21 protein-coding genes are annotated in these 25,014 nt (G+C 71.0%); 11 read left to right on the plus strand and 10 right to left on the minus strand.

Features of this window, described 5'->3' with window-relative positions; translation table 11 throughout:
• The first annotated feature begins 26 nt into the window (after positions 1–26).
• The gene (locus ACQP03_RS19210) at positions 27–911 is read left to right on the plus strand and encodes an alpha/beta fold hydrolase (RefSeq protein ID WP_433457783.1); all 885 of its coding nucleotides are present in this window, start codon (positions 27–29) and stop codon (positions 909–911) included.
• A 112-nt stretch (positions 912–1,023) separates the two neighbouring features.
• Complete coding sequence (locus ACQP03_RS19215; protein WP_433457785.1) at positions 1,024–1,476, plus strand: DUF5709 domain-containing protein; 453 nt, start codon at positions 1,024–1,026, stop codon at positions 1,474–1,476.
• Between the two features lie 62 nt (positions 1,477–1,538).
• Here ACQP03_RS19215 and ACQP03_RS19220 read toward each other — a convergent pair whose 3' ends face one another.
• A complete protein-coding gene (locus ACQP03_RS19220) occupies positions 1,539–3,137 on the minus strand; it encodes a DHA2 family efflux MFS transporter permease subunit (RefSeq protein WP_357117531.1) in 1,599 nt (532 codons plus the stop codon).
• A gap of 314 nt (positions 3,138–3,451) precedes the next feature.
• Here ACQP03_RS19220 and ACQP03_RS19225 point away from each other — a divergent pair, with 314 nt between their 5' ends.
• Entirely contained in the window at positions 3,452–4,285 is an 834-nt protein-coding gene (locus tag ACQP03_RS19225; RefSeq protein WP_357169464.1) for a helix-turn-helix transcriptional regulator, read from the plus strand.
• A 114-nt stretch (positions 4,286–4,399) separates the two neighbouring features.
• The gene (locus tag ACQP03_RS19230) at positions 4,400–6,004 is read left to right on the plus strand and encodes a ricin-type beta-trefoil lectin domain protein (RefSeq protein WP_357169461.1); all 1,605 of its coding nucleotides are present in this window, start codon (positions 4,400–4,402) and stop codon (positions 6,002–6,004) included.
• A gap of 93 nt (positions 6,005–6,097) precedes the next feature.
• On the opposite strand, the gene ACQP03_RS19235 is transcribed toward ACQP03_RS19230, so the two are convergent.
• Positions 6,098–8,629, minus strand: coding sequence for an FtsX-like permease family protein (locus tag ACQP03_RS19235; protein ID WP_433457788.1), 2,532 nt, complete (start codon positions 8,627–8,629; stop codon positions 6,098–6,100).
• A complete protein-coding gene (locus ACQP03_RS19240; protein ID WP_357169455.1) occupies positions 8,626–9,384 on the minus strand; it encodes an ABC transporter ATP-binding protein in 759 nt (252 codons plus the stop codon). Before ACQP03_RS19240 ends, ACQP03_RS19235 begins: the two co-directional genes overlap by 4 nt.
• A gap of 148 nt (positions 9,385–9,532) precedes the next feature.
• Between ACQP03_RS19240 and ACQP03_RS19245 the strand changes: the two genes are divergently transcribed.
• From ACQP03_RS19245 to sthA, 4 genes are all read left to right on the plus strand, one after another.
• Positions 9,533–10,735 carry a sensor histidine kinase gene (locus ACQP03_RS19245; protein ID WP_357117515.1) on the plus strand — a complete coding sequence of 401 codons (1,203 nt, stop codon included), beginning with the start codon at positions 9,533–9,535 and terminating at the stop codon, positions 10,733–10,735.
• A complete protein-coding gene (locus ACQP03_RS19250; protein ID WP_433457791.1) occupies positions 10,732–11,370 on the plus strand; it encodes a response regulator in 639 nt (212 codons plus the stop codon). Before ACQP03_RS19245 ends, ACQP03_RS19250 begins: the two co-directional genes overlap by 4 nt.
• A gap of 89 nt (positions 11,371–11,459) precedes the next feature.
• Entirely contained in the window at positions 11,460–12,482 is a 1,023-nt protein-coding gene (locus ACQP03_RS19255; protein ID WP_357117508.1) for a fibronectin type III domain-containing protein, read from the plus strand.
• A 53-nt stretch (positions 12,483–12,535) separates the two neighbouring features.
• Positions 12,536–13,939, plus strand: coding sequence for a Si-specific NAD(P)(+) transhydrogenase (sthA, locus tag ACQP03_RS19260; RefSeq protein WP_357117505.1), 1,404 nt, complete (start codon positions 12,536–12,538; stop codon positions 13,937–13,939).
• Positions 13,940–14,100: 161 nt separating this feature from the next.
• Here sthA and ACQP03_RS19265 read toward each other — a convergent pair whose 3' ends face one another.
• Both ACQP03_RS19265 and ACQP03_RS19270 read right to left on the minus strand, forming a co-directional pair.
• Complete coding sequence (locus ACQP03_RS19265; protein WP_433457794.1) at positions 14,101–15,495, minus strand: endo-1,4-beta-xylanase; 1,395 nt, start codon at positions 15,493–15,495, stop codon at positions 14,101–14,103.
• A 28-nt stretch (positions 15,496–15,523) separates the two neighbouring features.
• On the minus strand, positions 15,524–16,894 hold the full coding sequence (locus ACQP03_RS19270; RefSeq protein ID WP_357169448.1) for an extracellular catalytic domain type 1 short-chain-length polyhydroxyalkanoate depolymerase: 1,371 nt from the start codon (positions 16,892–16,894) through the stop codon (positions 15,524–15,526).
• A 308-nt stretch (positions 16,895–17,202) separates the two neighbouring features.
• On the opposite strand from ACQP03_RS19270, the gene manD reads away from it, so the two are divergent.
• Positions 17,203–18,411, plus strand: coding sequence for a D-mannonate dehydratase ManD (gene manD / locus ACQP03_RS19275; protein ID WP_357134640.1), 1,209 nt, complete (start codon positions 17,203–17,205; stop codon positions 18,409–18,411).
• 46 nt (positions 18,412–18,457) lie between these two features.
• Here manD and ACQP03_RS19280 read toward each other — a convergent pair whose 3' ends face one another.
• Entirely contained in the window at positions 18,458–20,197 is a 1,740-nt protein-coding gene (locus ACQP03_RS19280) for an alpha-glucuronidase (protein WP_433457797.1), read from the minus strand.
• On the opposite strand from ACQP03_RS19280, the gene ACQP03_RS19285 reads away from it, so the two are divergent.
• The gene (locus ACQP03_RS19285) at positions 20,153–20,392 is read left to right on the plus strand and encodes a hypothetical protein (RefSeq protein WP_433457799.1); all 240 of its coding nucleotides are present in this window, start codon (positions 20,153–20,155) and stop codon (positions 20,390–20,392) included. The two genes, ACQP03_RS19280 and ACQP03_RS19285, sit on opposite strands and share 45 nt — an antisense overlap.
• On the plus strand, positions 20,371–20,631 hold the full coding sequence (locus tag ACQP03_RS19290) for a hypothetical protein (RefSeq protein ID WP_433457801.1): 261 nt from the start codon (positions 20,371–20,373) through the stop codon (positions 20,629–20,631). Before ACQP03_RS19285 ends, ACQP03_RS19290 begins: the two co-directional genes overlap by 22 nt.
• On the opposite strand, the gene ACQP03_RS19295 is transcribed toward ACQP03_RS19290, so the two are convergent.
• From ACQP03_RS19295 to ACQP03_RS19310, 4 genes are all read right to left on the minus strand, one after another.
• Positions 20,621–21,310: a hypothetical protein gene (locus ACQP03_RS19295; protein WP_357134644.1), complete on the minus strand. Its 690-nt coding sequence runs from the start codon at positions 21,308–21,310 to the stop codon at positions 20,621–20,623. The two genes, ACQP03_RS19290 and ACQP03_RS19295, sit on opposite strands and share 11 nt — an antisense overlap.
• 90 nt (positions 21,311–21,400) lie before the next feature.
• Entirely contained in the window at positions 21,401–23,041 is a 1,641-nt protein-coding gene (locus ACQP03_RS19300; RefSeq protein ID WP_357134645.1) for an ABC transporter substrate-binding protein, read from the minus strand.
• Between the two features lie 44 nt (positions 23,042–23,085).
• Positions 23,086–24,024 (minus strand): carbohydrate ABC transporter permease, encoded by a 939-nt coding sequence (locus ACQP03_RS19305; protein ID WP_357134647.1) that lies wholly within the window; start codon positions 24,022–24,024, stop codon positions 23,086–23,088.
• Complete coding sequence (locus ACQP03_RS19310; protein ID WP_357134649.1) at positions 24,021–25,013, minus strand: ABC transporter permease; 993 nt, start codon at positions 25,011–25,013, stop codon at positions 24,021–24,023. The genes ACQP03_RS19305 and ACQP03_RS19310 overlap by 4 nt, the downstream gene beginning before the upstream one ends.
• Between the last annotated feature and the right edge of the window lies 1 nt (position 25,014).

Here is a 25,014-nt window from a genome sequence, read left to right on the forward strand (position 1 = left end):
ACGGGTCACGAATCGGGAGACAGTTCATGGGTTCCACCCACCACGACACCGGCGCGCTCGCGCCCGGCGCCCACTCGTTCACCGTCGACGGGGTGCGGCAGGTCTACCACGTCGCCGGCACCGGCCCGGTCTGTGTGGCGCACTCGGGCGGCCCCGGCATCGAGTGGTCCTACCTGCGGACGCCGAGCCTCGAAGAGCACTACACGATGGTGTACGTCGAGCCGGTCGGCACCGGCGCGTCGGGACGACTCGACAGTGCCGACGACTACCGGATGGACACCTATGTCCGTTTCCTGGACGCGGTCGTCGCGCACCTCGGGGAGCCCCGGGTGTACCTGCTCGGCCACTCGTACGGCGGTTTCGTCATCCAGCGCTACGCCCTGGAGCACCCGGACCGGGTGGCCGGGCTCATCCTGTACGACACCTCACCGCTCACCGGCGCCGACTTCTGGGCCGAGGCGATGACCAACCTCGCCGCCTACCCGCAGCGGCACCCGGACCGGCCGGAGGCGGCGGAGATCCCGGCCGCTCTCCAACGGGCCCTCACCGCCACCGACGACGAGACGCTGAGCGCCGGTCTGGGCGCCGCGCTACCGGTCTACTTCGCGGACTTCTGGGCTCGGCAGGCCGAGTTCGCCCCGTTGCAGGCGGGTCTGCGGGCCTGGGCGGCGCCGGCCGGCGCGCAGGACCCGGTTCCCTTCGACGTACGCGACCGGCTCGGTGAGATCACCGCTCCGGCCGTGGTGGTCGTCGGGGCGCACGACTTCATCTGCGGCCCGCGCTACGCCGAGGAACTGCACGCCGGCCTGAAGGACTCGCGGCTGATCGTCCTGGAGCAAAGTGGGCATTTCGGTCACATCGAGCAGCCGGAGGAGTTCACCGCGGCCGTGGTGGAGCTGCTGAAGCGGTGATTCCCGCCGCCCCCCGAGGCCGGTTCGTCACAGCGGGCAGGCCTCGGGGGCCGGCCGTGTTGCACGGTCATAGGCTTGGCACTTCGCTGCGCCGTGACGAAGGAGAGATGCCGTGAGCCAGACGGATTCCGTCGACGAGTGGAACGTGGCCGAGGACGACGGGGTGCTGGACGCCTCCGACACCCTCGACGACGACCTGGTCGGCGACCCCCTCGACACCGGCATCGTCGCCGCGGACCACTGGACGGCGGCGAACCGGTTCGGCACCACCCCCGCCGAGGAGCGGGCGGGCGAGTCGTTGGATCAGTACCTCGCCCAGGAGGAGCCGGACGTCGACCCGTACGCCGAGGGTGGCGACGACGAGGACGAGCTGACCCGCCGGGGGTACGAGACCGAGGCGCGCGCGGGCCGTCTCGTCGAGTACGACGAGGGCGTCCGCGAGGACGACGAGGCCGACTCGGTGGCGTGGGACGCCGGGATCGACGCGGGTGGCGCGAGCGCCGAGGAGGCTGCGGTGCACGTGGTCGACGACCCGAACGGGCCGGGCGACGGTCCGCTGCGCTGACACCCCGCACACACCGCCGCGCTCGACACCGCAACGGGCGTCGAGCGCGGCGGGCGCGTCGGTCAGTGGATGACGACCGGCGTCTTCGGCAGGTCGGTCTGCTCGTCACCGAGCGGCTGCGCGGGCGTACGTCGGCGCGGCAGCAGGGCGGCCGGGATGAAGGTGGCCAGCACGAGCGCGAACCCCACCCAGAACGTGTGGGCGAACGACTTCGCGGCGAAGTCGAGACCGCGCTCGATGATCGAGGCGAGGGTCGAGGGGTCCACCGGCACCTGCGCGAGCACCTCCGGTCGTTGCTGGGAGGCGATGGCCAGCCCGGCCTCGGTGACCGGCTTGCCGCTGCTCTCGTCGACCAGGCCGGGGATCGGCCGGGAGCCGTTCAGCTCGTTGGTGAGGATCACCGACATCACGGCGGCGCCGACCGAGCCGCCGATCTGCTGCAGGATGTTGACGAGCGTCGAGCCACGCGCGACCTCCTGCGCCTGCAACGTGCGCAGCGCCGACGTCATGATGGGCATCATCGTGCCGCCCATGCCCAGGCCCATCACGAACAGCGACCCACCGAGCAGCCAGTACGACGTCTGCGGGTCGACCTGGGTGAAGCCGAAGAACCCGACGACGATCAGGGCGAGCGCGAACGGGACGGTACGGCCGATGGGTACCCGGTCGGCGAGCGTTCCGGCGATCGGCATGGTGATCATCGCGCCGATGCCCTGCGGGGCCATCAGCAGGCCGGCGGCCAGCGTGGACTCACCGCGCACCTGCAGGAAGTAGCTCGGGAAGAGCAGGCCGGCGCCCATGAACGCGATGATGAACACGAACAGCGTGCCCGCCGCGATGGTGAGGTTGCGGTTGCGGAACAGCCGCAGGTCGAGCAGCGGGTGCCGGGGCTTGAAGGAGTAGAGCACGAAGGCCACCACCAGCGCGCCGCCGACCAGCATCGGGGCCCACACCTTGGTCGCGCTGAACGTGCCCGCCTCCGGCAGCGACGAGACGCCGTACAGGAAGAGCGCGAGACCCGGGGAGAGCATCAGCATGCCGAGGAAGTCGAAGGACTCCGACGGCTCGGGGGCGTCCTTCGGGAGCGCCATCTGCGCGTAGATCAGGGCGATGACACCGATCGGCAGGTTGATCAGGAAGATCCAGTGCCAGCTCGCCGTGTCGATCAGCCAGCCACCGAGGATCGGGCCACCGATCGGGCCGAGGAGCATCGGGATGCCGAGGACGGCCATCAGCCGGCCGATCCGGTGCGGCCCGGCCGCCCGCGTCATGATCGTCATGCCGAGCGGCATGAGCATGCCGCCGCCGAGGCCCTGCAGGACGCGGAAGCCGATCAACTGGCCGATCGAGTCGGCGGTGGCGCAGAGCCCCGACCCGATCGTGAACAGAGCGAGCGCCACCATGTAGAGCCGCTTCGTACCGAACCGGTCGGCCGCCCACCCGCTGAGCGGGATCACCGTGGCCAGGGCCAGCGTGTAGCCCGTCATCGTCCAGGCCACCCGGGCGTAGGAGGCGTCGAACTCGGTCTGGAACGTGGGCAGCGCGACGCTGACCACCGTCACGTCGAGGATCGACATGATCGCGCCAAGGACGACGACACCCGCCACCTTGAGCACCGCGGCGTCGAGCTTGTCCGATGTCGCGACGGATTGCTGTGTCACTAACTCTCCTGAGGTCGGTTGATCCGGACCGATGGTGGGCGGTGGCGGCGATCGCCGCGCCGACCAGGCGCGGGACGCGACGTGCCGGTGCGACGACGCGCGGAGGCAGACTAACCGGGGACTGTGACGCTCTGCCGCCGGATTTCGTGACGGTCGTGTGGCGTAAACCGATCAGCCGTCCGATTGCAGCCAATCGGCGGAGTGGCCCGCAGCGTCGAGCAGCAAGCGCACGGCGCGGAACATCCCGCGCCGGCCCGTCTGTTGCACCCACCGTGCCGGTCCACCAGCCGGCGCCCACCCCGATCGGAGTCACCGTGAACCGCGCCCACCTCGCCAGCTTCCTGCGCAGCCGACGCGAGGCGCTGCGCCCCGAGGACGTGGGGTTGCCGCGCGGCCCGCGCCGACGCACCGGTGGGCTGCGGCGCGAGGAAGTCGCCGCGTTGAGCGGTATGTCCACTGACTACTACACGCGGTTGGAGCAGCAGCGCGGGCCGCACCCCTCCGAGCAGATGCTCGCCGCCCTGGCCCGCGGCCTACGCCTGTCCCTGGCCGAACGGGACCACCTGTTCCAGCTCGCCGGGCACGCCGTGCCCCACCGCGCGGTACGCGCCGACCACGTCAACCCCGGGATGACACGCATCCTCGACCGGCTGCACGACACCCCGGCCCTGGTGGTGAACCACCTCGGCGAGACCCTGGCGCAGACCGCGCCGGCCGTCGCCCTACTCGGCGACGAGACCCGGCACACCGGTCTGGCGCGTAGCGCGCACCACCGCTGGTTCACCGACCCAACGGCGCGGGAGCGGCATCCGGCGCAGGATCACCCGGTGCTGAGCCGACTGTTCGTGGCGCACCTGCACGCGGCGTACACCCGTGATGGCGGTGGCTCTCGAGCCGCGGCGATCGTCGACGATCTGCTGGCCACGAGCGGGGAATTCGCGCAGCTGTGGCGGGAGCATCCGGTGCCGGGCGGTCCCTGCCCACCGAAGCGCCTCCTGCACCCGGAGGTCGGCGCGTTGGAGTTGCACTGCCAGACGCTGGTGGATCCGGACCAGTCCCAGACCCTGCTGGTCCTCACGGCCGCGCCCGGCTCGGAGAGCGACGACAGGTTGCGCCTCCTCTCCGTCGTCGGCGGTCCGCTCGGCTGAGGGTCGACGCCGGTGGCGGCGGGCAATTGTGGTGAAGGCATTGATATCGATGCCTGCGACTGTAATGATTAACACACTTTACAGTTGTTTCCGCCGCCCCGGAAGGACCCCGCCATGGCGCGACGAACGGTTGGGCACCCGCCCCGCCGCACCAGGTTGGCCGCCGCGTTCGCCGCGGCCCTGCTCGCCGTACCGACCGGCCTGATCGTCGGCGTCTCCCCCGCGGCCGCCGCCGCCACGGGCGCCATCACCGGGTACGGCGGCAAATGCGTCGACGTGGCGGCCGCCAACCCGGCCAACTCCACCCCGGTGCAGCTCTACGCCTGTAACGGCTCGACGGCGCAGCAGTGGACCGTGGCCGACGACGGCACGATCAGAGCCCTGGGCAAGTGCCTCGACATCGCGGCCGCCAGCACCGCCAACGGTGCTCGCGTGCAGATCTACGACTGCAACGGCACCGGGGCGCAGCAGTGGTCGTCCAGCGCGGGGCAGCTGGTCAACCCGGCCTCGGGCAAGTGCCTCGACGCCACCGGCACCAGCTCCGCCGACGGCACGCCGCTACAGATCTGGAGCTGCACCGGCACCGCCAACCAACTCTGGACGCTGCCCACCGGCGGCACCACCCCACCGCCGTCGAGCGGCTTCACCCACCCCGGAGTGCTGGTCAGCAGGGGGCAGCTCGACTTCGTACGGGGGCGGGTGCAGGCAGGCGCACAGCCCTGGGCGGCGGCCTACAACCAGATGATGTCCAGCCGGTACGCCTCGCTGTCCCGCACCCCGGCGCCCCGCGCGGTCGTCGAGTGCGGCTCCTACTCCAACCCCAACAACGGCTGCACCGAAGAGCGCGAGGACGCGATCGCCGCGTACACCGACGCACTCGCCTGGTACCTCACCGGCGACTCCCGGTACGCCCAGAAGGCGATCCAGATCATGGACGCCTGGTCGGCGACGATCACCTCCCACACCGGCAGCAACGCGCCCCTGCAGACCGGTTGGGCGGCCTCGACCTGGCCCCGGGCCGCCGAGATCATCAAGTACACGTACAGCAGTTGGCCCAACGCCAACCGGTTCGCCACCATGCTGCGCACCGTCTACCTGCCGGTGGTCCGCAACGGCTCGAACAGCAACGGCAACTGGGAACTGACCATGATGGAGGCCGCCATCGGGATCGCCGTGCACCTGGACGACCGGACGGCCTACGACGCGGCGGTGACCCGCTTCCTCAACCGTGCCCGCGCGTTCATCTACCTGCCCAGTGACGGCGCGCTCCCGTACACCGTGCCCGGCAGCGGCCTGGACACCAGCGGCGAGATCATCGGCTACTGGCAGGGCCAGTCCACCTTCGTCGCCGGCCTCGCGCAGGAGACCTGCCGGGACTTCGTCCACACCGGATACGGCATCTCCGCCATCTCGCACGTCGCGGAGACCTCCCGCATCCAGCAGCGTGACCTGTATCCGCAGGTCGGTGAGCGGCTGCGGCAGGCCCTCGGCTTCCACTCGCGCTACCAACTCGGCGAGGCGGCGCCCTCCTGGCTGTGCGGCGGCACCCTCACCCGGGGCCTCGGCCCGATCACCGAGGTCGGTTTCAACGCGATGAGTAACCGGCTGGGCAACGTCATGACCAACACGCAGACCCTCACGCTGCAACAGCGTCCCGCCGGCAGCAACAACCTCTTCGTCGCCTGGGAGACGCTGACCCACGCCAGCAACCCCAACTGACCGCGCGGCGGGCCGGCGCCCACCGTAGGGCGTGTGTCAAAGCCCCTGGCCAAGGACTTTGACACACGCCCTGACGCCGGCCCGCCCCCGCACCTATCCCTCGACGCCCAGCGCCGCCACCGGGCTCACCCGCGAGGCCCGCCGCGCCGGCAGCACCCCGGCCAACGCGGTCAGCGCGACGAGCGCCACGAAGAGCCCGACCAGGGGCAGCACCGGCAACGTCAGCGGCGCGTTGAGCCCCAGCGCCCGCACCGCCAACCAGGCGTACGGGACGCCGAGCAGCAGACCGAAGGTCGCCCCGATCACCCCGTAGAGGCCGGACTCGACGGTCAGCATCGTGCGCAACCCGGCCCGGGACAGGCCGACGGCGCGCAGCAGCCCGGACTCGCGTACCCGCTCCACGACCGACAGGGCGGTCGTCGACCCCACCCCGACCACGGCGATCAGCACGGTGAGACTCACCAGGCCGGCGGTGATCCAGACCAGGGCGCTCAGCACCGCGTCGTTGCGGTCCCGATCGTCGGCGAGCACGCCGATGTGCAGCCCGGGGGCGTCCCCGACCGCCTGCCGCAGCGCCCGCACCCCGGCGGTACGGCCGTCCTCGCCCGCGCGGGCGGCGTCGGCCAGCAGACCGCTGTACGCCGTCGGCCCGCCGATCCGGTCCAGGTCGGCACGGTCGGCGAGGATGCCCGCGTACAGGGGGCCACGGTCGGGCAGGACCGCCGCCACGCGCACGTCGACCGTTGACGCGGCGCGGCCGAGGGTGACCGTGTCGCCGGCCCGCAGCCCGGTGACGCTGGCGACCGCCTGGCCGAGCACGATCCGGCCGGGTCCCCGGTCGGCGAGGCTGCCCTGCGCCACGGGCAGGTCGGCGAGGGTCGGCAACGCCGACAGGTCCAGGTCGGTCGTTGAGTACCCGGCCTCGACGTCACCGATGCGCGCACCGCCCCGCAGGAGCGCGACGTCGTGGAGCATCCGGTACGGCACGACCCGGGTCAGCGCCGCGCTGGCCGCCCGCGCCCGCGCCAGGACGGCGACCGGCAGGGCCGTACCCTCGGCGGACGCCACTTCGAAGTCGGCCGGCGCGGAGAGGGCCATGTCGCGATCGGCGACCACCCGCATGGACGCGCCACCGATGACCACGCCGGAGATCAGCGTCACGCCGAGCGCCACCACCACGGAGACGGCCGCGGCGCGGCGCGGCGTTCCACCGATCCCGCCGACCGCCAACCGTCCGAGGGCGCCGAGCTGGCGCAGCGGCCAGCCCACGACCGCCAGCACCGGACGCACCAGCAGCGGCCCGAGGGCCACCAGGGCGAAGAACGCCAACGCGCCCGAGGCGACCAGCAGGAACAGACCGAGCGTCGGGTCGTACGACTCCGCGCCCGGCGTCGGCATGCGGCGCACCGCCGCGACGCCGGCCAGCAACGCGCCGAGGGCCAGCAGCGCCCCGGACACCAGGCGACCCGCTCCGATGCCCCGCCGGCCGGCGGTGACGCTGGCCGCGCGCAACGCCTCCAGCGGCGAGACCCGAGCGGCGGAGAACGCCGGGGCGAGGACCGCCAGCACGGTGATCACGACCGCCCCGACCACCACCGCGACCGCCGGTGTCAGCGGCAGCCCCGGCGACGACACCACCGTGCCGAAGGCGCGCAGGACCGGCGGAAGCGCCTGCCCGACGGCCAGCGCGGCGGCCACCCCGACGACACCGGCGACCAACCCGGTCAGGGCACCCTCGGCGGTGAGCGCGCCCACCAACGCTCCCCGGCCCGCGCCGACCGCCCGCAGCAGCGCGAGGTGCTGCATCCGCTGGGCGAAGACGATGCGGAACGTGGAGGTGACCACCAGCGCCGCGGCGGCCACCGCGATCCCGACGAACATCCCGACCAGCGCGAACAGCCTGCCGACCTGCTCGGCCGCCGCGTCGGCCTCGGCGTCGCGTACCTCGGCGCCCGAGCGGACCGGCTGCTCGGCGGAGACCGCCGCGGCCAGGCGCTGGTGGACCGCCTGCGTCGCGCCCGGGGCCGCCCGCAGGTCGATCCGCTCCACGAAGGTCAGGTGACCCCACGCGGCCACGACGTCGTCCGGCGCGTAGGCGTTGGCGCCGTCGTCGACGGGGGTGTCGACCACTCCCGTGACGGTGAGCGGCGACTCGGCCGTGCGGTCGCCGCCCGTCCCGGTGGTCACCGTGCCGACCGTCAGCCCCAGCCGCTCGACGGTACGCGGACTCACCGCGATCTCGCCGGGCTGGTCGGGATAGCTGCCCTGGACCAGGCGCACCGTGGCCAGCGGGCCCCGGCCCGGATCCGCCTGGAGGTTGACGTATCCCCCGCCGACCGAGACACCGATGGTCACCCGGCCCACCGCCTCGACGACGCCGGGCACGGCGCGGACGTCCCGCAACGCCGTCAGGGCGGGCGGCCGCTCGGGGTCACCGACCACCAGGTCGGTGGCCGCCGGGGTGCCGCTGAGGGTGTCCCGGGCGGTCCGTTCGGTGATGTCCCGCGCCAACACGGTGCCGAAGACCACGAACGACGCGACGAGGATCGCGAGGCCGGTGAGAATCAGCCGGCCCGGCCGGCGGGCCGCGGCGATCACCTGGGTACGCAGCACGGTCGCCCTCATGCGGCCACCGCCAGGGCGCGCAGCGCGTCGGTGATCGAGCCCTGGTCCGGCTCGTGGATCTCGCCGGCGATCCGACCGTCGGCGAGCAGCACCACCCGGTCGGCGTACGCGGCGGCGATCGGGTCGTGGGTGACCATGACCACCGTCTGGCCCAGGTCGCGTACCGAGTCGCGCAGGATGGCGAGCACCTCCGCCCCGGTGCGGGAGTCGAGGTTGCCCGTCGGCTCGTCGGCGAAGACGACCTCGGGCCGCGACACCAGCGCCCGGGCCAGCGCCACCCGCTGCTGCTGGCCGCCCGAGAGCTCGCTGGGCCGGTGCCCGAGCCGCTGGCCGAGACCCAGCACGTCGACGAGGTGCGCGAACAGGTCACGGTCGGCGTCCCGGCCGGCGAGGTCCAGCGGCAGGGTGATGTTCTGCGCGGCGGTGAGCTGCGGCAGCAGGTTGAACGACTGGAACACGAAGCCGATCCGGTCGCGGCGGGCCCGGGTCAGCGTACGGTCCGACCGACCGGTCAGCTCCGTGCCGCCCAGCAGGACCCGCCCGGACGTGGGGGTGTCCAGCCCGGCCAGGCAGTGCATCAGCGTCGACTTGCCGGACCCGGACGAGCCCATGATCGCGGTGAACCCGGCCCGGCCGAAGGCGACCGAGACGTTGTCCAGGGCGCGGACGGCGGTTTCGCCGCTGCCGTACACCTTGACGAGGTCGACGGCCGCGACGGCCGCCTGCCCGGTCTGCGGTGGGGCGTGGGTTGTCATGGGTTCCTCCAGTGGTTGCGATGTGACCGCCGGAAGCCTCGCCCGCGCCGGGCGGCGGCCGCATCGGTCCCCGGTCGGGGAACGCGGCCGGGGGGTCTGTCTTTCGGCCGATCTGGGCCGGCCCTCCGCGTGGCTACGCTGGGTCACGATGAACGCGCCGATCTCCTCCACCTGGTGGGTACGCCTGGGTCAGCTCGCCGGTCTGACGGCGCTGGCCCTGCTCTGTGCCTTCGACCTGCGGTACGGCCTCGCCAGCGGGATGGGGGTGGTCGAAGCGCTGCGGGCCCTGCTCCAGGTGGGGTTGGCGGCGGCGACGGCGGTGGTCTGGCTGCCCGTGCACCGAACGGAATCCCGGGCGCTGCCGATCGCGGCGCTCGCGCTCGGTGTCGTCTCACTCACCGTCACCGCGGGCCTTCTGCTGCTCGGCAGGAGCGGGGCCTATCTGCTGGGTGGCACCTGGGGGCTGGCCGAGTCCGCCGGGATGATCGCGGTGGTGTTCGTGGTGACCCGCTTTGGCGCGGCCCGGTTCGCCCCCTGGGCGGCGGTGGTCGCCGCGCTCGCCGCCGCCGCGCTTCCGCTGCGCGCCGGCGCCGACCTGGTCTACGTGATCTTCGGGCTGCTCCAGGCGCTCGGCGCGGTCGGCGCCGCCGCCGCCGGGATCTACCTGCGCGTCGTCGCCAGCGGCCGGGAGCGGGCCATCGCGCTGGTACGCGCCGAGCAGCGCGCCGAGTTCGCCCGCGACCTGCACGACTTCATCGCCCATCACGTGACCGGCATCGTGGTGCAGGCGCAGGGCGCCCGGTTCGTCGCGGAACAGGACCCGCAACGGGTGATCGTCGCCCTGGAGCAGATCGAGCGGGCCGGCGCCGAGACGATGGCCTCGATGCGGCGGATGGTCGGCGTGCTGCGCAATCCGCACGCCCCGCCGGACGCGCCGCTGGCCCCGCTGGCCGGTGTGGCCGATCTCGCGCCGCTGCTGGAGGGCCACAACGGCACGACCAACGCGCCGGCCCGACTGTACGTCGACGGTCCGCTCGACGGGCTGCCGGTGGAGGTCTCCACCTCGGCGTACCGGGTGGTGATGGAGGGGCTGACCAACGCCCGCCAACACGCGTCGGACGCCCGGTCGGTGGCGGTGTCCGTGCGCCGTACGCCGGACTGGCTGCTGGTCCGGGTCGCCAACGACGGCGCGGGCCCACGCACGACGCCGGCCCGGGGGCACGGCTTCGGCCTGGTCGGTCTCACCGAGCGGGTACGCGCCCTGGACGGCACGGTCACCGCCGGACCGGGCGTCTCCGGCGGCTGGGTGCTCGACGCCGCGTTTCCCCTGCGCGCGGCGGTGACCCGATGATCCGGGTGCTGATCGCCGACGACCAGGCGATGGTCCGCACCGGTTTCGGCATGATCATCGGGGCGCAGCCGGACATGGCGGTGGTCGCTGAGGCCGCCGACGGGATCGCGGCCGTCGAGATGACCCGTCGGCTCCGTCCGGACGTGGTGCTGCTGGACATCCGGATGCCCCGCCTCGACGGCCTGGAGGCGCTCCGGCTGCTCGCCGGGCCGGGCGTCAAGGACCCGGTGCGGGTGGTCGTGGTGACGACCTTCGACCTCGACGAGTACGTGCACACCGCGCTGTCCCACGGCGCGTGCGGCTTCCTGCTCAAGGACTCCGGGCCAACGCTGCTCGTCGAGGCGGTCCGCGCCGCCGTCTCCGGTGACGCGCTGATCAGCCCGTCCATCACCGTACGACTGCTGGAGCACCTCAGCTCGCCCACCGCGCCGCGCGACGACGCGGGCCTGTCCCCACGGGAACTCGACGTCGTGAAGCTCGTCGCCCGGGGCCTGACCAACGCCGAGATCGCCGGCCAACTCTTCATCGCCGTCGGGACGGTCAAGACACACCTGGCCAGCGTTCAGGCGAAGCTGCCGGCCCGCAACCGCGTCGAGATCGCCGCCTGGGCCTGGGAACGCCGCCTGGTCAGCTAGACGGGGCATCCTCGCGCCGCCCACTGCCCTAAAATCGACGGCAGTGAATCGCCGGCCCGCTGCGGACAACCGGAGGCGAGGGATTCATCGTGCACCCAATCCGAACACGGCCCCGATCACGGGCCACCACCCTGGCCGTCGCCGCGCTGGCGGCCGCAGCGGTCGCGCTGGGCCCGAGTCCGGCGTACGCCGCCGACGACACCGAGCGCCCCACCGCCCCCGGCCCGATCACGGTCACCGCCATCGACACCACCTCGGTGGAGCTGACCTGGACCGCGTCGACCGACAACGTGGGCGTGGTCGGCTACGCGGTCTCGGCGCTGTTCGAGGACACCGGCCGGGCGTACTCGACCGACACCACCACCATCCGCATCACCGACCTGCGCCCGTCCCGGACGTACACCCTCAGCGTCGCGGGGCTGGACGCGGCGGGCAACCGGTCGGTGTCCAACCCGACGCTGCGGTTGACCATGCCACCGGGTGACACCGAGCCGCCGAGCACGCCGGGCCAGCCGGTCGCGTACGACGTCGCGGCGACCCTGGTGTGGCTGCGGTGGACCCCGTCGACCGACAACGTCGTGCTCGACCGGTACGAGGTGTACCGGGTCGACGCCAGCGGTCAACTGACCCTGGTCAGGGAGTTGTACCAGTTCCCGCCGAGTCCCACCATGACCCAGGTCAGCGGGTTGACGCCGAACACGACGTACACCTTCGTGGTGCGCGCCCGCGACGAGGCGGGCAACTGGTCGGCGCTGTCGTCGCCGGTCACCGTGACCACCCTGCCGCCCCCGCCGAGCTGCGCGGTCCGCACGGTCGCCCGGCAGGGGCCGGACGGCTTCGTGGCGTACCTCGCCGTCGAGAACACCGGTACGACGGCGGTGAACGGCTGGACGATGACCTGGCGGTTCTGGGCCAGCCAGCAGGTACGGGCCCTCTGGGGCGCGCAGGTCGTCGACCGGCCGAACAACAGCTACCTGCGGGTCCGCAACACCAGCCACAACGCGGTGATCAGGCCGGGCGGCACGGTGTCGCTGGGCATCGTCGCCACCGGCACTCAACTGCCGGAGGAGGTCACGCTCAACGGTGGCGTCTGCGTGGTGGCAGACGAGTAACGCTCGCGTCCGGGGTCTGGTGTCGACGGCGACATCTTGCGACGCTAACGCTCGTGTATGACTACGACCTGTTGGTGCTGGGCTCCGGACCCAGCGGTCAGAAGGCCGCGATCGCCGCCGCCAAACTCGGCCGGCGGGTTGCCATCGTGGACCGCCGCGACATGCTCGGTGGGGTGTGCATCAACACCGGCACCGTCCCGTCCAAGACGCTGCGCGAGGCGGTGCTCTACTTGACCGGCCTGAGCCAGCGCGACCTGTACGGCAGCAGCTACCGGGTCAAGGAGGAGATCACGGTCAGCGACCTGGCCGCCCGCACCCAGCACGTCATCACCCGGCAGACCGACGTCATCCGCAACCAACTCGCCCGCAACCGGGTCGCGATGATCACCGGTACCGGCCGCTTCGCGGATGCCCACTCCATCTGGGTCGACGCGGGCTCCGGGCGCGAGTCGAAGGTGACCTTCGACAAGGCCGTCATCGCGGCCGGCACCCGCCCGGCCCGCCCGGACAGCGTCGACTTCGACGAACGGACCATCGTGGACTCCGATGGCGTCATCAACCTCCAGGCCGTACCGCGCAGCATGGTCGTGGTCGGCGCCGGCGTGATCGGCATGGAGTACGCGTCGATGTTCGCCGCCCTCGGCACCAAGGTGACAGTCGTCGAACGCCGCGAGCAGATGCTCGACTTCTGCGACGAGGAGATCGTCGAGTCGCTCAAGTACCACCTGCGGGACCTGTCGGTGGCGTTCCGCTTCGGCGAGGAGGTCGCCGCGGTGGAGAAGCACCAGACGGCGGCGCTGTGCATCCTCAAGAGCGGCAAGAAGATCGTCGCGGACACCGTCATGTACTCGGCGGGTCGGCAGGGCCAGACCGACGACCTGGCGTTGGAGGCGGCCGGGCTGACGGCCGACCGACGCGGCCGGATCGCCGTCGACGCCAACTACCGCACCTCGGTCGAGCACATCTACGCGGTGGGTGACGTGATCGGCTTCCCGGCGCTGGCCTCCACCTCGATGGAGCAGGGTCGGCTGGCCGCCCAGCACGCCTGCGGCGAACCGATCCGGGAGATGCACGGCCTGCAACCCATCGGCATCTACACCATCCCGGAGATCAGTTTCGTCGGCCAGACCGAGGCCGAGCTGACCGACGCGTCGACGCCGTTCGAGGTGGGCGTCGCCCGCTACCGGGAGCTGGCCCGGGGTCAGATCGTCGGCGACTCGTACGGGATGTTGAAGCTGCTCGTCTCCCCCGAGGATGGCCGCCTGCTCGGAGTGCACGTGTTCGGCACCGCCGCCACCGAGATCGTCCACATCGGTCAGGCGGTGATGGGCTGCGGCGGCACGATCGACTATCTGATCGACGCGGTGTTCAACTACCCGACCCTGGCCGAGGCGTACAAGGTGGCCGCATTGGACGCGTCCAACAAAATCCGCAACATAACCCGAATAGACGGCTAACCCCACCCACCCCCACCACCCCCAGGCCCCACCCCACGACCCCGGTGATCAAGAGGTTTGCGTCACGACACGCCGGGGCGGGTGACGCAAACCTCTTGATCACGAGGTAGAGCGGGCGGTGGGACCGGGGGGTGAGGGTGGGGTGGGGCCCGGAGGTGGGGTTAGGCGGGGGCGCAGGTGGGGCTTAGGGTGCCGGCGGTTCCGGTGCCCTGGAAGCCGAACTCGGTGGACTGTCCGGCGGCGACCTGGCCGTTGTAGGAGACGTTCCTCCAGGTCGTCGTGCCGGTGCTACCGCTGTTGGTGGCGCTCCAGGCGTTGGTGACGGTCGCCCCGGACGGCAGGTCGATCGTCACGGTCCACCCGTTGAGGGCAGACGAGCCGGCCGTCACCCGTACGTTCGCCACGAAGCCACCGTTCCACTGGTTCACCGTCACGGAGGCGGAGCAATCACCCTGTCCCGGCGGCGGAGTGGTGGGTGGTGGAGTCGTGGGTGGTGGAGTCGTGGGCGGAGGTGTCGTCGGCGGTGGGGTCGTCGGGGTGGTGCCGCTGTTCAGCGCGGCGAGCACGGCGTCGTACGCGGGCTTCTTCTGGCCGCTGTTGTTGAACAGCAGCGGCGACTGGTAGGACCGCCACGAGTCGCTGTCCCGGATGCCCCACACGGTGATGCCGTTGCAGCGGGCCACCGCGAGGCAGTCCTCGACGACGCTGCGGTACGTGTTGGCCGGAGCGCCCTCGATGTCCAGCTCGGTGATCTGCACGTCCACACCCAGGGCCGCGAAGCTCGACAGTGTGGTGCGGTAGTTGCTGACGTACGGGGAGTCGCTGTTGAAGTGCGACTGGAAGCCGACGCAGTCGATCGGCACGCCACGGGACTTGAAGTCGCGGACCATGTTGTAGACGCCCTGGGTCTTGGCCCAGGTCCAGTTGTCGATGTTGTAGTCGTTGTAGCAGAGCTTCGCGCCCGGGTCCGCGGCCCGCGCGGCGCGGAACGCCGCCTCGATCCAGTCGTTGCCGGTGCGCTGGACGTTCGAGTCGCGCCGACCGCCAGAGTTGCCGTCGGCGAACGCCTCGTTCACCACGTCCCAGGAGTAGAGCTGCCCCCGGAAGTGCGTGGCGACCTGCGTCACGTGGTTCAGGATCGCCTGCCGCAGGGCGCTTCCGCTCATGCCCTGCATCCAACTCGGCTGCTGGGCATGCCACGCCAGCGTGTGACCGCGTACCTGCATGCCGCGACTGCGGGCGTGGTTGACGATCTGCTCGGCCGAGCCGTAGCTGAACCGGTTCTGCTGCGGCTCGGTGGCGTCGATCTTCATCTCGTTCTCGGCCGTCACCATGTTGAACTCACGGTTCAGGATCGTGGTGTAGGTGCTGTCCGAGAGCTTGAAACCGGCCACCGCCGTACCGAAGTAGCGGCCCTTCTCGGCGGCGGACGCGCCGAGCGTGGTCCCGGCGGCGGCGGGCGCCGTCAGGACCAGCGTCATGCCGGCGGCGAGCGCGCCCGCCCCGGCCAACGCGACGGCGGCTCTCGACGCCGCCCTCCATCTCGCGTTTCGCATTCGTGCAGCTCCTTCTACTGAAAGGGAGTCAGGCGATCGAGCAGGTGGCCCCGTTGAGGGCGAAGGCCGTGGGCTTGCCGGCGTCGCCGGTGTGGGTGGCCTGGAAGCCGATCTCGACCGACGTGTTCGGGGCGATGGTGCCGTTGTAGGAGACGTTGCGAGCGGTCACCGCGCCGCTCGTCGGGGAGTAGGCGGCGTTCCAGCCGCCGGTGATGGTCTGGCCGCCGGGCAGCGTGAAGGTCAGCGCCCACCCGTTCACGGCCGTCGCGCCGGTGTTGGTGATCCGTACGCTCGCGGTGAGCCCGTTGTTCCAGGCGTTGACCGTGTAGGTGACCCCGCAGGCGCCCGCGCTGGGCGGCGGCGTGGTCGGCGGAGGCGTCGTCGGGGGCGGCGTGGTCGGCGGCGGGGTCGTCGGGGGCGGCGTCGTCGGCGGAGGCGTGGTCGGGGGCGGCGTCGTCGGCGGAGGCGTCGTCGGCGGGGCGGTGCCGTCCAGGCCGAAGAAGCGGATCACCTGCGCGGCGTCGACGGGGATGTTGTGCGTGACGCCCTGCATGCTGATCGCCTCGACCGGGGCCATCGGGCCGCTGCTGCCGTACCGGGTGCGGGTGTAGCCCGACTGCGGGGAGTCGGTGTACGTCGGGGTCTGGCTCAGACCGTGCACGTTGGTCCACTGCTTGACCTGCTCACCGAAGTTCGGGTAGCGCAGGGTGTCGTCGCTCGTGCCGTGCCAGATCTGCATCCGCGGCCGCCGGCCGCTGTAGCCGGGGTACGCCCCGCGGACCAGGTCCCCCCACTGCTGGGCGGTCTTGATGGACTGCCCGTTCGCGCACTGGCTGTTCCACTCCGAGCTGCCCCCGGTGGCGAAACAGGCGAACGGCACCCCGGCGAAGGACGCGCCGGCCGCGAACACGTCCGGGTAGTCACCGAGCATGACGTTGGTCATCATCGCGCCCGACGAGGTGCCGGTGGCGAAGACGCGGTCCGGGTCGGCGGAGTACCGCTGCTTGACGTAGTCGATCATCGAGACGAGTCCGACCGGGTCGCTGCCCCCGCCTCGGCGCAACGCCTGCGGCGAGGCCACGTCCCAGCACTTGCTGCTGCGGGTCGCCGACGGGTAGATGACGATGAAGCCGTACCGGTCGGCGAGGGAGGCGTACTGCGTGCCCGAGTAGAAGGCGGGGCCGGTGCCGGTGCAGTAGTGCAGGGCGAGCAGGATCCCCGGACGGGATGCCACCCGGTCCGGGACGTACAGGTGCATCTGGAGGTTTGTGGGGTTGTTGCCGAAGCCGGTCACCTGCGTGAGCGTCGCGGCCGACGCGGGCGTGGCGAACGCCAGCGCGGCGGCGGCGACCGTCGCGACCGCGGTGAGGACGCCGAGCAGCCTTGTCTTCAGTGTCATGGTTCGCGATTCCTCGGGAGAATGGCGCATGGAAGGGGGTTAGTCGAGGACTGCCCTTCGCCCGACCGTGACCGCGGCTCGCGTGACCGATGTCAGCTTCGATCGAGGTCGCTCGATTGTCAAGGATTCCGGAAACCTTTCGGCGCAAGGGATTGCGCGGTCACCTGCGCACGTGCCAGGGGTCGCGGGGCCGTTCGTCACCTGCCCACGGCGGGCTATTATCGGCAGGTTCCCGATAACCAGACCGTCCTCGCGTGCACCCCCTGCGAGCGTCCTCACCCGACTCCCGCGGGCACGAAGGAGATCGAGTGAAGATCGTCGACGCCCGGGTCATCGTGACCTGTCCGGGCCGCAACTTCGTCACCCTCAAGATCGTCACCGACGAGGGCGTCACCGGCGTCGGTGACGCCACCCTCAACGGTCGGGAGCTGGCCGTCGCGTCGTACCTGCGCGACCACGTGGCGCCGCTGCTGATCGGCCGGGACCCGGCCCGGATCGAGGACACCTGGCAGTACCTGTACCAGGGCGCGTACTGGCGGCGCGGCCCGGTCACCATGAGCGCGATCGCCGCGGTGGACACCGCCCTGTGGGACATCAAGGGCAAGGTGGCGGGCCTGCCGGTCTACCAGCTGCTCGGCGGCCGGTCCCGCGAGGGCGTCACCGTGTACGGCCACGCCAACGGCGAGACCGTCGAGGAGGTGCTGGTCGAGGTCGCCCGCTACGTCGACCTCGGCTACCGGGCGGTACGGGTGCAGTGCGGTGTGCCGGGCCTGCCCAAGACGTACGGGGTCAGCGCCGACAAGCTCTTCTACGAACCGGCCGACGCGGCCCTGCCCAGCGAGGCGACCTGGTCGACGCAGCGCTACCTGTCACACGTGCCGGGCGTGTTCGCGCGGGTCCGCGACGAGTTCGGCCCCGACCTGCGGCTGCTGCACGACGTGCACCACCGGCTCACGCCGATCGAGGCGGCCCGGCTCGGCCGCAGCCTGGAGCCGTACGCGCTGACCTGGATGGAGGATCCGGTCCCCGCCGACCTGCAGGAGGGCTTCCGACTGATCCGGCAGCACACCACCACGCCGATCGCCGTGGGCGAGGTGTTCAACAGCGTCATCGACGCCGCTCAGCTCATCCGCGAGCAGCTCATCGACTACATCCGGGCCACGGTGGTGCACGCCGGAGGGATCACCCACCTGCGGCGCATCTTCGACCTCGCGGCGCTGCACCACGTCCGCAGCGGCTCGCACGGCGCCACCGACCTGTCGCCCGTCTGCATGGCCGCCGCGCTGCAGCTCGACATCTCGATCCCCAACTTCGGCCTGCAGGAGTACATGCGGCACACCGCGCAGACCGACGAGGTGTTCCCGCACGGGTACCACTTCGCCGACGGCTACCTGCACCCCGCCGAGACGCCCGGGTTGGGCGTCGACATCGACGAGGAGGCGGCGGCCCGCTACCCGTACGCGCCCGCGTACCTGCCGGTGAACCGGCTGGAGGACGGGACCGTACATCCCTGGTGAGCACGCCGGCGCCGGTGCTCCGGCCGGCCCGATCGGGCCGGCCGGATCAGTGGATGCGCCGCCCCCGCGCGTCGGGCACCCCGGACTTGCGGAAGAAGTACGTGTTGATCTGATCCCGCCACTCGGTGGCGCTGCGCACCTGCTCGTCGAGGCGCTCGGCCACCCGCTCGTACACGGCCGGGTCGATCATCCCGTTCAGGGTCTGCCACCGGCGTCGCATCACCGCCACCTCCTCGACGCCCGCGAAGTGGGTGTCGTAGATGTGCTGGATGACCGTCGACCCGCTGTGCAGGACGTGGTCGTACGGGACGTGGTGGAAGAAGAGCAGCAGCTCGTCCGGGCAGGTCACCGGCGACTCGTACACGTCGGCCCAGTACGGCGGGTACTGGCCGGCGAAGCCGGTGCCCGTGGCGCGACTGCGGTCCACGCCCACGCCGTCGCGGTCGGCGAAGTGGTAGGTGCCCCACCGCGAGTACTCGTACCCGTCGACGTCGGGGCCGTAGTGGTCGCCGGGGTGGACCATGAAGCCGACCCCCAGCGGGGCGGTGTACCGCTCGTAGGTACGCCACGAGTCGTCCATGATCTCGTGCAGCGTCCGCCGGACCAGCTCCGGGTCGGCGGTCGCCGACGGCGGGAACGTCAGCGTCATCCACTCGTCGAGGACCGCCGTCGGGTCGAGCCGCGGGTCCCAGGCGAGCCGGCCGACCGTGTAGAGGTTGGCCTGGGCCAGCGGATGCCCGGTCCAGAAGGCGTCGTCGCCGGTGTTGGCGACGGCGACCAGACCGCCGCCCTTGCCGGCCTCGCCGGTGACCACGTCGGCGATGGTGCGCCCACCGGGACCCCACGGCGCGAAGCTCAGCACCTCGCCCCAGCACGGGCCGAGGTGACAGACGTGTCGCTGCTGCCCCGTGTACTCCTGGGTGACCTGCACCTCCACCGCGACCCGGGTGGCCGGCATGGCGGCGAGCACCGGCGAGACCGGCTCGCGCGTCTGGAAGTCCACCGGACCGAACTTCACCTGCAGGACCACGTTGGTACGGAACCGTCCGTCGAGTGGGGCGAAGTGGTCGTACGCGGCGCGGGCGCGGTCGGTGGACCGGTCCCGCCAGTCCTGGTGATGGTTGTAGACGAACGCCCGCCAGTGCACCACTCCCCCGTACGGGGCGAGGGCCTCGGCGAGCAGGTTCGCCCCATCGGCGTGGTCCCGCCCGTAGCTGAACGGGCCGGGTTGCCCCTCGGAGTCGGCCTTCACCAGGTAGCCGCCGAAATCGTCGATGCGCTCGTAGACGCGCCGGGTGGCGGCCGCCCACCAGGCGCGTACCTCCTCGTCGAACGGGTCGGCGGTGGGCAGTCCGCCGAGGACCAGGGGCGCGGCGAAGGTGACCGACAGGTGCACCCGGATGCCGTACGGGCGCAGCGCGTCCGCGATCTGGGCCACGTCACCGAGCCGGTCGGTGAGCAGCAGCGCCTCGGCCCGACCCACGTTGACGTTGTTCACCGAGATGGCGTTGATCCCGCTGGCCGCCAGCAGCCGCCCGTACTCCCGGATCCGGGCCAGGTCCCCGCGCGGACGGCCACCGGCCCAGAAGATCGAGCCGCCCGCGTACCCCCGTTCGACCTGGCCCATCACCGGGTGCACGGCCACGTTGTCCCAGTGGTTGAGCATGCGGCGGCGCAGCGCGGGCCGGTGCAGCTCGGGTGGGCGGGCCGGGTCGAAGGCCGCCGCACAGAGCCGTACGACGTGGAACAGCCCGTAGAGGAGGCCGGCGGGCGCGTCGGCCAGCACGACCGTCGTCTCACCGCTGCGGGCCAGCAGGAAACCCTCGTCGCCGAGCGTCTCGCCGAGGTCGGCGAGCGCCGCCTCCCCGCCGCGCGGGCCGCCCGCACCGCCGTGCTGGGCAGCTCGGGCGCCCCGCGCAGGGCGAGCACCACGTCGACGTCGACGTCCCAGGACGGGGAGTGCCAGACCCGTCCGCCGTAGCGCGTGCAGGCGCGCGTCACCTCGTCGAGAACGGTGTCGACGAGCAGCCCGTCGCCGTGCACGAGGACGCGCCGCGCGCCGAGGGCCCGGAACGCCTCCGGTGGCAGCCAGGCGGGGTGTACGCGGGGATCCTCGACGTCGTGCGGCTCCGCCACGAACACCGGATCCTCCAGGTCGGCGTTCACGCGACCCCCCGCGTGACGATCACCTCGGCGGTCGTGGAGCGGCTCATGCGGTGAACTCCTTCCGGATCAGGTGGACCATCGGGTCGGCGACACGGAGAATTCCGAGGGCCAGGACCGAGGCGAGCAGCGCCGGCACCGCCTCGGAGAAGACCGCGGTGATCCCGGCCGCCGCCGCGAGCAGCAGGGCGTTGCCGGCGGTGACACCGGGGGTACGGACGAGGAAGTGCACGGCCAGGCGTAGGACGTCACGGGTGCGGAACTCGAACAGCGAGGTGATCACCAGCGCGTTGAGCGCGCAGAGGGTCACCCCGACCGCGACCGCGATCAGCGGGGCCACCCACCAGCTCGGTAGGCCGATCGCGTCACGGTAGGCGAGGTTCAGCGCGAGCACCGTCAACCACAGCAGCGTCGGCGTCCAGACCCGCAGCGCGCCCCCGGCGTTGCCGCGGTAGCCCCGCCAGAACAGCGCGGCGGGCCGCAGGTCGGTCAGGTCGGGTCGCTGGTGGCGCAGCGCGTACAGGGCGGCGGAGGCCGCCGGTCCGACCGGCGTCAGCAGCAGCGCGACCAGCGGCAGGTTGCTGGGGTCACGGTCGAGCAGCAGCAGCGGGAGCAGGGCGGGCACCGTGGTGAGAAGGAGCAGCGCCTCGACCACGAGCAGGATGTAGACGCGGGACGCGAACCGGGACAGGGGTCCGTCGCCGATCTGCCGCCCGGCCTGCGCGGCGTCGTTCACTGTCCATCTCCTCCCAGGTCCGGCGGTCGGTCGCACGCGGGGGTGCCGAGGTCGGCCGGTCCGGTGCGCGTCACCGGACCGGCCGACGCCTCAGCGATGGTCCTTCTGGTAGCGGTCGTACGCCTTGTTGACCATGTCCAGGTAGGCGTCCATGTTCTTGCCCTTCAGCTCGGCCAGGTAGGCGTCCCACTGGGCGAGGTCCCGCTGGCCCAGCGCGAACTGCAGGGTCGCCTGGTAGACGGCGTCCTTCAGCGGCGTCTCCCACAGGGACGCCTGCTCCCGCTCCTCGTCGTTCAACGGGTGCGGCGGGGGCACGACGACCGGCGTCCGGGCGTTCATGACCTTCTGGAACTCCTGCTCCTCCGGGGCGAAGAAGCCCTGCACCAGTTCCGGCTTGCCGCCGTACGCGAAGACGCCGTTGTAGAAGCCGAAGTCCTTCTGGAGGTGCTTGGGGGCCGTGGGGTTGAGCCCGATGACGTTGACGTCGGGCGCGAGCTTGGGCATGCCGGCGCCGTCCCGGACGAAGGTCTTGCCCTCGACGCCCCACTTGGCGAACTCCTGGCCGGCGTCGGAGTACCAGAGCCAGTCGATGAACTGCATCATCGCCACGAAGTTCTTGCTCTCGCGGGCCTTCGAGGAGATCATCACGCCGTTCTCCAGCCGGTTGGCCGGGTTGACCTCACCGGCCGGCCCGATCGGCAGCGGAATCTTGGCGATCCTGGCCTTCGGGTTGGTCTTGGCCAGGTCCGGCCGGTAGTCGTTCACCACGGCCTGGGCGTTGGCGCTGATCACGAAGGACTTGCCGTTGGCGAGCTTCTGCCGGGCCTGGTCGTCGGTCTGGGTGAAGCTCTCCGGGTCGAGCAGCTTCTCCTTCACCAGCTTGTTGAGGTACTGGAGCATCTGCTTGTACTTGTCGCTCGCGCCGGTGTAGACGAACTTCTTGGTGTCGGCGTCCCAGCTCGTGTGCTGGAAGTTCCAGCCCGCGCCCTGGAGTCCGTACGACACGGCCAGGATGTTGAGCAGGTTGCCGGCCGGGTTGGGCTTGCTCCACCGATCCGAGAACGGGTAGACGTCCGGGTACTTGGCCTTCATCGCCTTGAGCACCGTGTACAGCTCGTCCCAGGTCTTCGGGGGGCTGAGCTTCAGCTCGTCGAGGATGTCGGTGCGGATGGCCACCGAGTAGTCCTGCCAGGGCTTCTCGTGCAGGCCGGGCAGCAGGTAGAACTTGCCGTCCTCCTGACGCCGGGTGTCGATCTCGGGCTTCAGGTTCCACTTCGAGATCTTGTCCTGGAGGTTCGGCATCAGGTCCAGGTAGTCGCTGACCGGCAGGACCGCGCCCGAGGACACGTAGGCGTCCTCCTGCCCCGGGTACGTCTTCGGGATGATCATCGGGGCGTCACCGGCGCCGATCAGCAGGCTGCGCTTCTGCTCGTAGTCGCTCAGCGGAACGGCGACCGGGGTGAGGGTGACGTTGGCCCGGGACTTCAGCTCCGACCAGAAGAGCCAGTCCTCGCGCAGCGGGTAGTTCGGGTGGTTGTTGTACAGGATGGAGAAGGAGACCGGCTCGCTCGCCTTGAACTGCTTGCCGATGCCGTAGTCGGACATCGCACCGGCTTTGTTCTCCGACAGGTCCTTGGCGTCGGACGGGTCATCACTGCAGGCGGCGATGCTGGTCGCCGTGAGCAGCACGGCTACCGCTGTCGCGACGCGGCGCCACGATCGGTGGAGCATGGCGGTCCTTTCGGGTTCGGTGGAGGAAAGGGTGGACGTGCTGGCTAGCCCTTCACGGCGCCGAGCATCACGCCGCGAACGAAGTACCGCTGGACGAAGGGGTAGACCAGGAGGATGGGCAGGGTCGTGAGCACGATCGTCACGGACTTGAGCGTCGCCTCGGCCTGCACCTCGTCGGCCTCGGCGATCGCACCGACGTTCTCCGCGCCGGTGGCCCCGGCGATCAGGTTGCGCAGATAGACGGTCACCGGCCACAACTCCTGCTGGTCCATGTACAGGAAGGCGGCGAACCAGGAGTTCCAGAAGGCCACGGCGTAGAACAGCACCATCGTGGCGACGATCGCCTTCGACAGGGGCAGCACGATGCGCAGCAGGATGCCGTACGTGTTGAGCCCGTCGACGGCGGCGGCCTCCTCCAGGTCGGTGGGTAGCGACTCGAAGAACGCCTTCATCACCAGCAGGTTGAACACGTTGATCGCGTTGGGCACCGCGATGGCCCACACGGTGTTCTTCATGCCCAGGCTGGTGACGAGCACGTAGTTGGGGATCAGGCCGCCGGTGAAGAACATGGTGAAGACCGCGATGCCGATCAGCGCCGTACGTCCCCGGAGGTGTTTCTTGGACAGCACGTAGGCGTAGCAGGTGGTCAGCACGATCGAGATGGTCGTGGCGACGACGGTGTAGAAGACGGTGTTGCGGTAGTTGGTCCAGAACAGCGAGTCGTTCAGCACGAGCCGGTAGGTGTCCAGGTTGAACCCGCGCGGCACGAGGTTGACCTGCCCGGCGATGATGTACCCCTCGTCGCTGAGCGAGCGGGCCAGGACGTTGATGAACGGAAACAGGGTCACCACCACCACGATGGTGAGCACGACCGCGTTGCACGCCTGGAACACGCGGTAGCCCCGGGTGGGCCGGATACCGCGGGGTCCGACGCGGGCGGGCAGGTCGCTCACCTGGGCCGGGTCGGTGGCGTCGACGGTCACCACAGGCTCGTCCCCACCGTACGCCGGGCGATCAGGTTCGCCGTCAGGACCAGCGTGAGCCCGATGACCGCCTCGAACAGCCCGATGGCGGCGGCGTAGCTGAAGTTGCTGGACCCGAAGCCCATCCGGAACAGGTACGTGGAGAGCACGTCGGCGGTCGGGTAGGTCAGCGGGTTGTACAGCAGCAGGATCTTCTCGAAACCGACCGCCATGAAGGTGCCGATGTTGAGGATCAGCAATGTGACCATGGTGGGTCGGATGCCCGGGAGCGTGACGTGCCAGGTCTGCCGCCAGCGGTTGGCCCCGTCGATCCGGGCCGCCTCGTACAGGTCGTCGTCGACGGTGGTGAGCGCGGCGAGGTAGAGGATGGTGCCCCAGCCGACCGTCTGCCAGACCTCGGACGACACGTAGATCGTCCGGAACCATTCGGCGCGTTGCAGGAACGGCACCGCGTCGCCGCCGGTGGCCTGCACGATCTGGTTGACGGTCCCGTCGACGGAGGTCAGCTGCATGACCATCGCCGCGACGATCACGATCGACAGGAAGTGCGGCAGGTAGGACACGGACTGCACGAACCGCCGCAGCCGTCGGGCGCGTACCTCGTTGAGCAGCAGCGCGAGGATGATCGGCAGTGGGAAGCAGAACAGCAGCGTCAGCGTCCCGAGCACCAGCGTGTTGGTGAAGACGTCCCAGAACGTCGGGTCGGCCAGGAACATCCGGAAGTAGCGCAGCCCGACCCAGTACTCACCGAAGATGCTCCCGCCCGGCTTGAACCGGCGGAACGCGATGATGTTCCCGATCATCGGGAGGTAGCGGAAAACCAGGAAGAAGAGCAGCGGCAGGACGGCCAGCGAGTAGAGCTGCCAGTCCCGGCGCAGCGCCTGTCGCCAGGTGCGACGCCGACGGGGTGCGCGCGGGGCGGGGACGGTGGCCTCCACCGCGTCGCCGGGTGGCGCCGGCGGCGGGGGTCGTAACGTCTCGGATGTCATC

It is taken from the genome of Micromonospora sp. CA-248212 (assembly GCF_050948405.1).
Classification (GTDB): Bacteria; Actinomycetota; Actinomycetes; order Mycobacteriales; family Micromonosporaceae; genus Micromonospora.

Excerpts from the sequence above, each read along its gene's own strand:
- ACQP03_RS19210 (WP_433457783.1), top strand. The coding sequence starts at position 27 with ATGGGTTCCACCCACCACGACACCGGCGCGCTCGCGCCCGGCGCCCAC.
- ACQP03_RS19230 (WP_357169461.1), top strand. The coding sequence starts at position 4,400 with ATGGCGCGACGAACGGTTGGGCACCCGCCCCGCCGCACCAGGTTGGCC.
- ACQP03_RS19235 (WP_433457788.1), bottom strand. The coding sequence starts at position 8,629 with ATGAGGGCGACCGTGCTGCGTACCCAGGTGATCGCCGCGGCCCGCCGG.
- ACQP03_RS19240 (WP_357169455.1), bottom strand. The coding sequence starts at position 9,384 with ATGACAACCCACGCCCCACCGCAGACCGGGCAGGCGGCCGTCGCGGCC.
- ACQP03_RS19245 (WP_357117515.1), top strand. The coding sequence starts at position 9,533 with ATGAACGCGCCGATCTCCTCCACCTGGTGGGTACGCCTGGGTCAGCTC.
- ACQP03_RS19250 (WP_433457791.1), top strand. The coding sequence starts at position 10,732 with ATGATCCGGGTGCTGATCGCCGACGACCAGGCGATGGTCCGCACCGGT.
- ACQP03_RS19265 (WP_433457794.1), bottom strand. The coding sequence starts at position 15,495 with ATGCGAAACGCGAGATGGAGGGCGGCGTCGAGAGCCGCCGTCGCGTTG.
- ACQP03_RS19270 (WP_357169448.1), bottom strand. The coding sequence starts at position 16,894 with ATGACACTGAAGACAAGGCTGCTCGGCGTCCTCACCGCGGTCGCGACG.
- ACQP03_RS19300 (WP_357134645.1), bottom strand. The coding sequence starts at position 23,041 with ATGCTCCACCGATCGTGGCGCCGCGTCGCGACAGCGGTAGCCGTGCTG.
- ACQP03_RS19310 (WP_357134649.1), bottom strand. The coding sequence starts at position 25,013 with ATGACATCCGAGACGTTACGACCCCCGCCGCCGGCGCCACCCGGCGAC.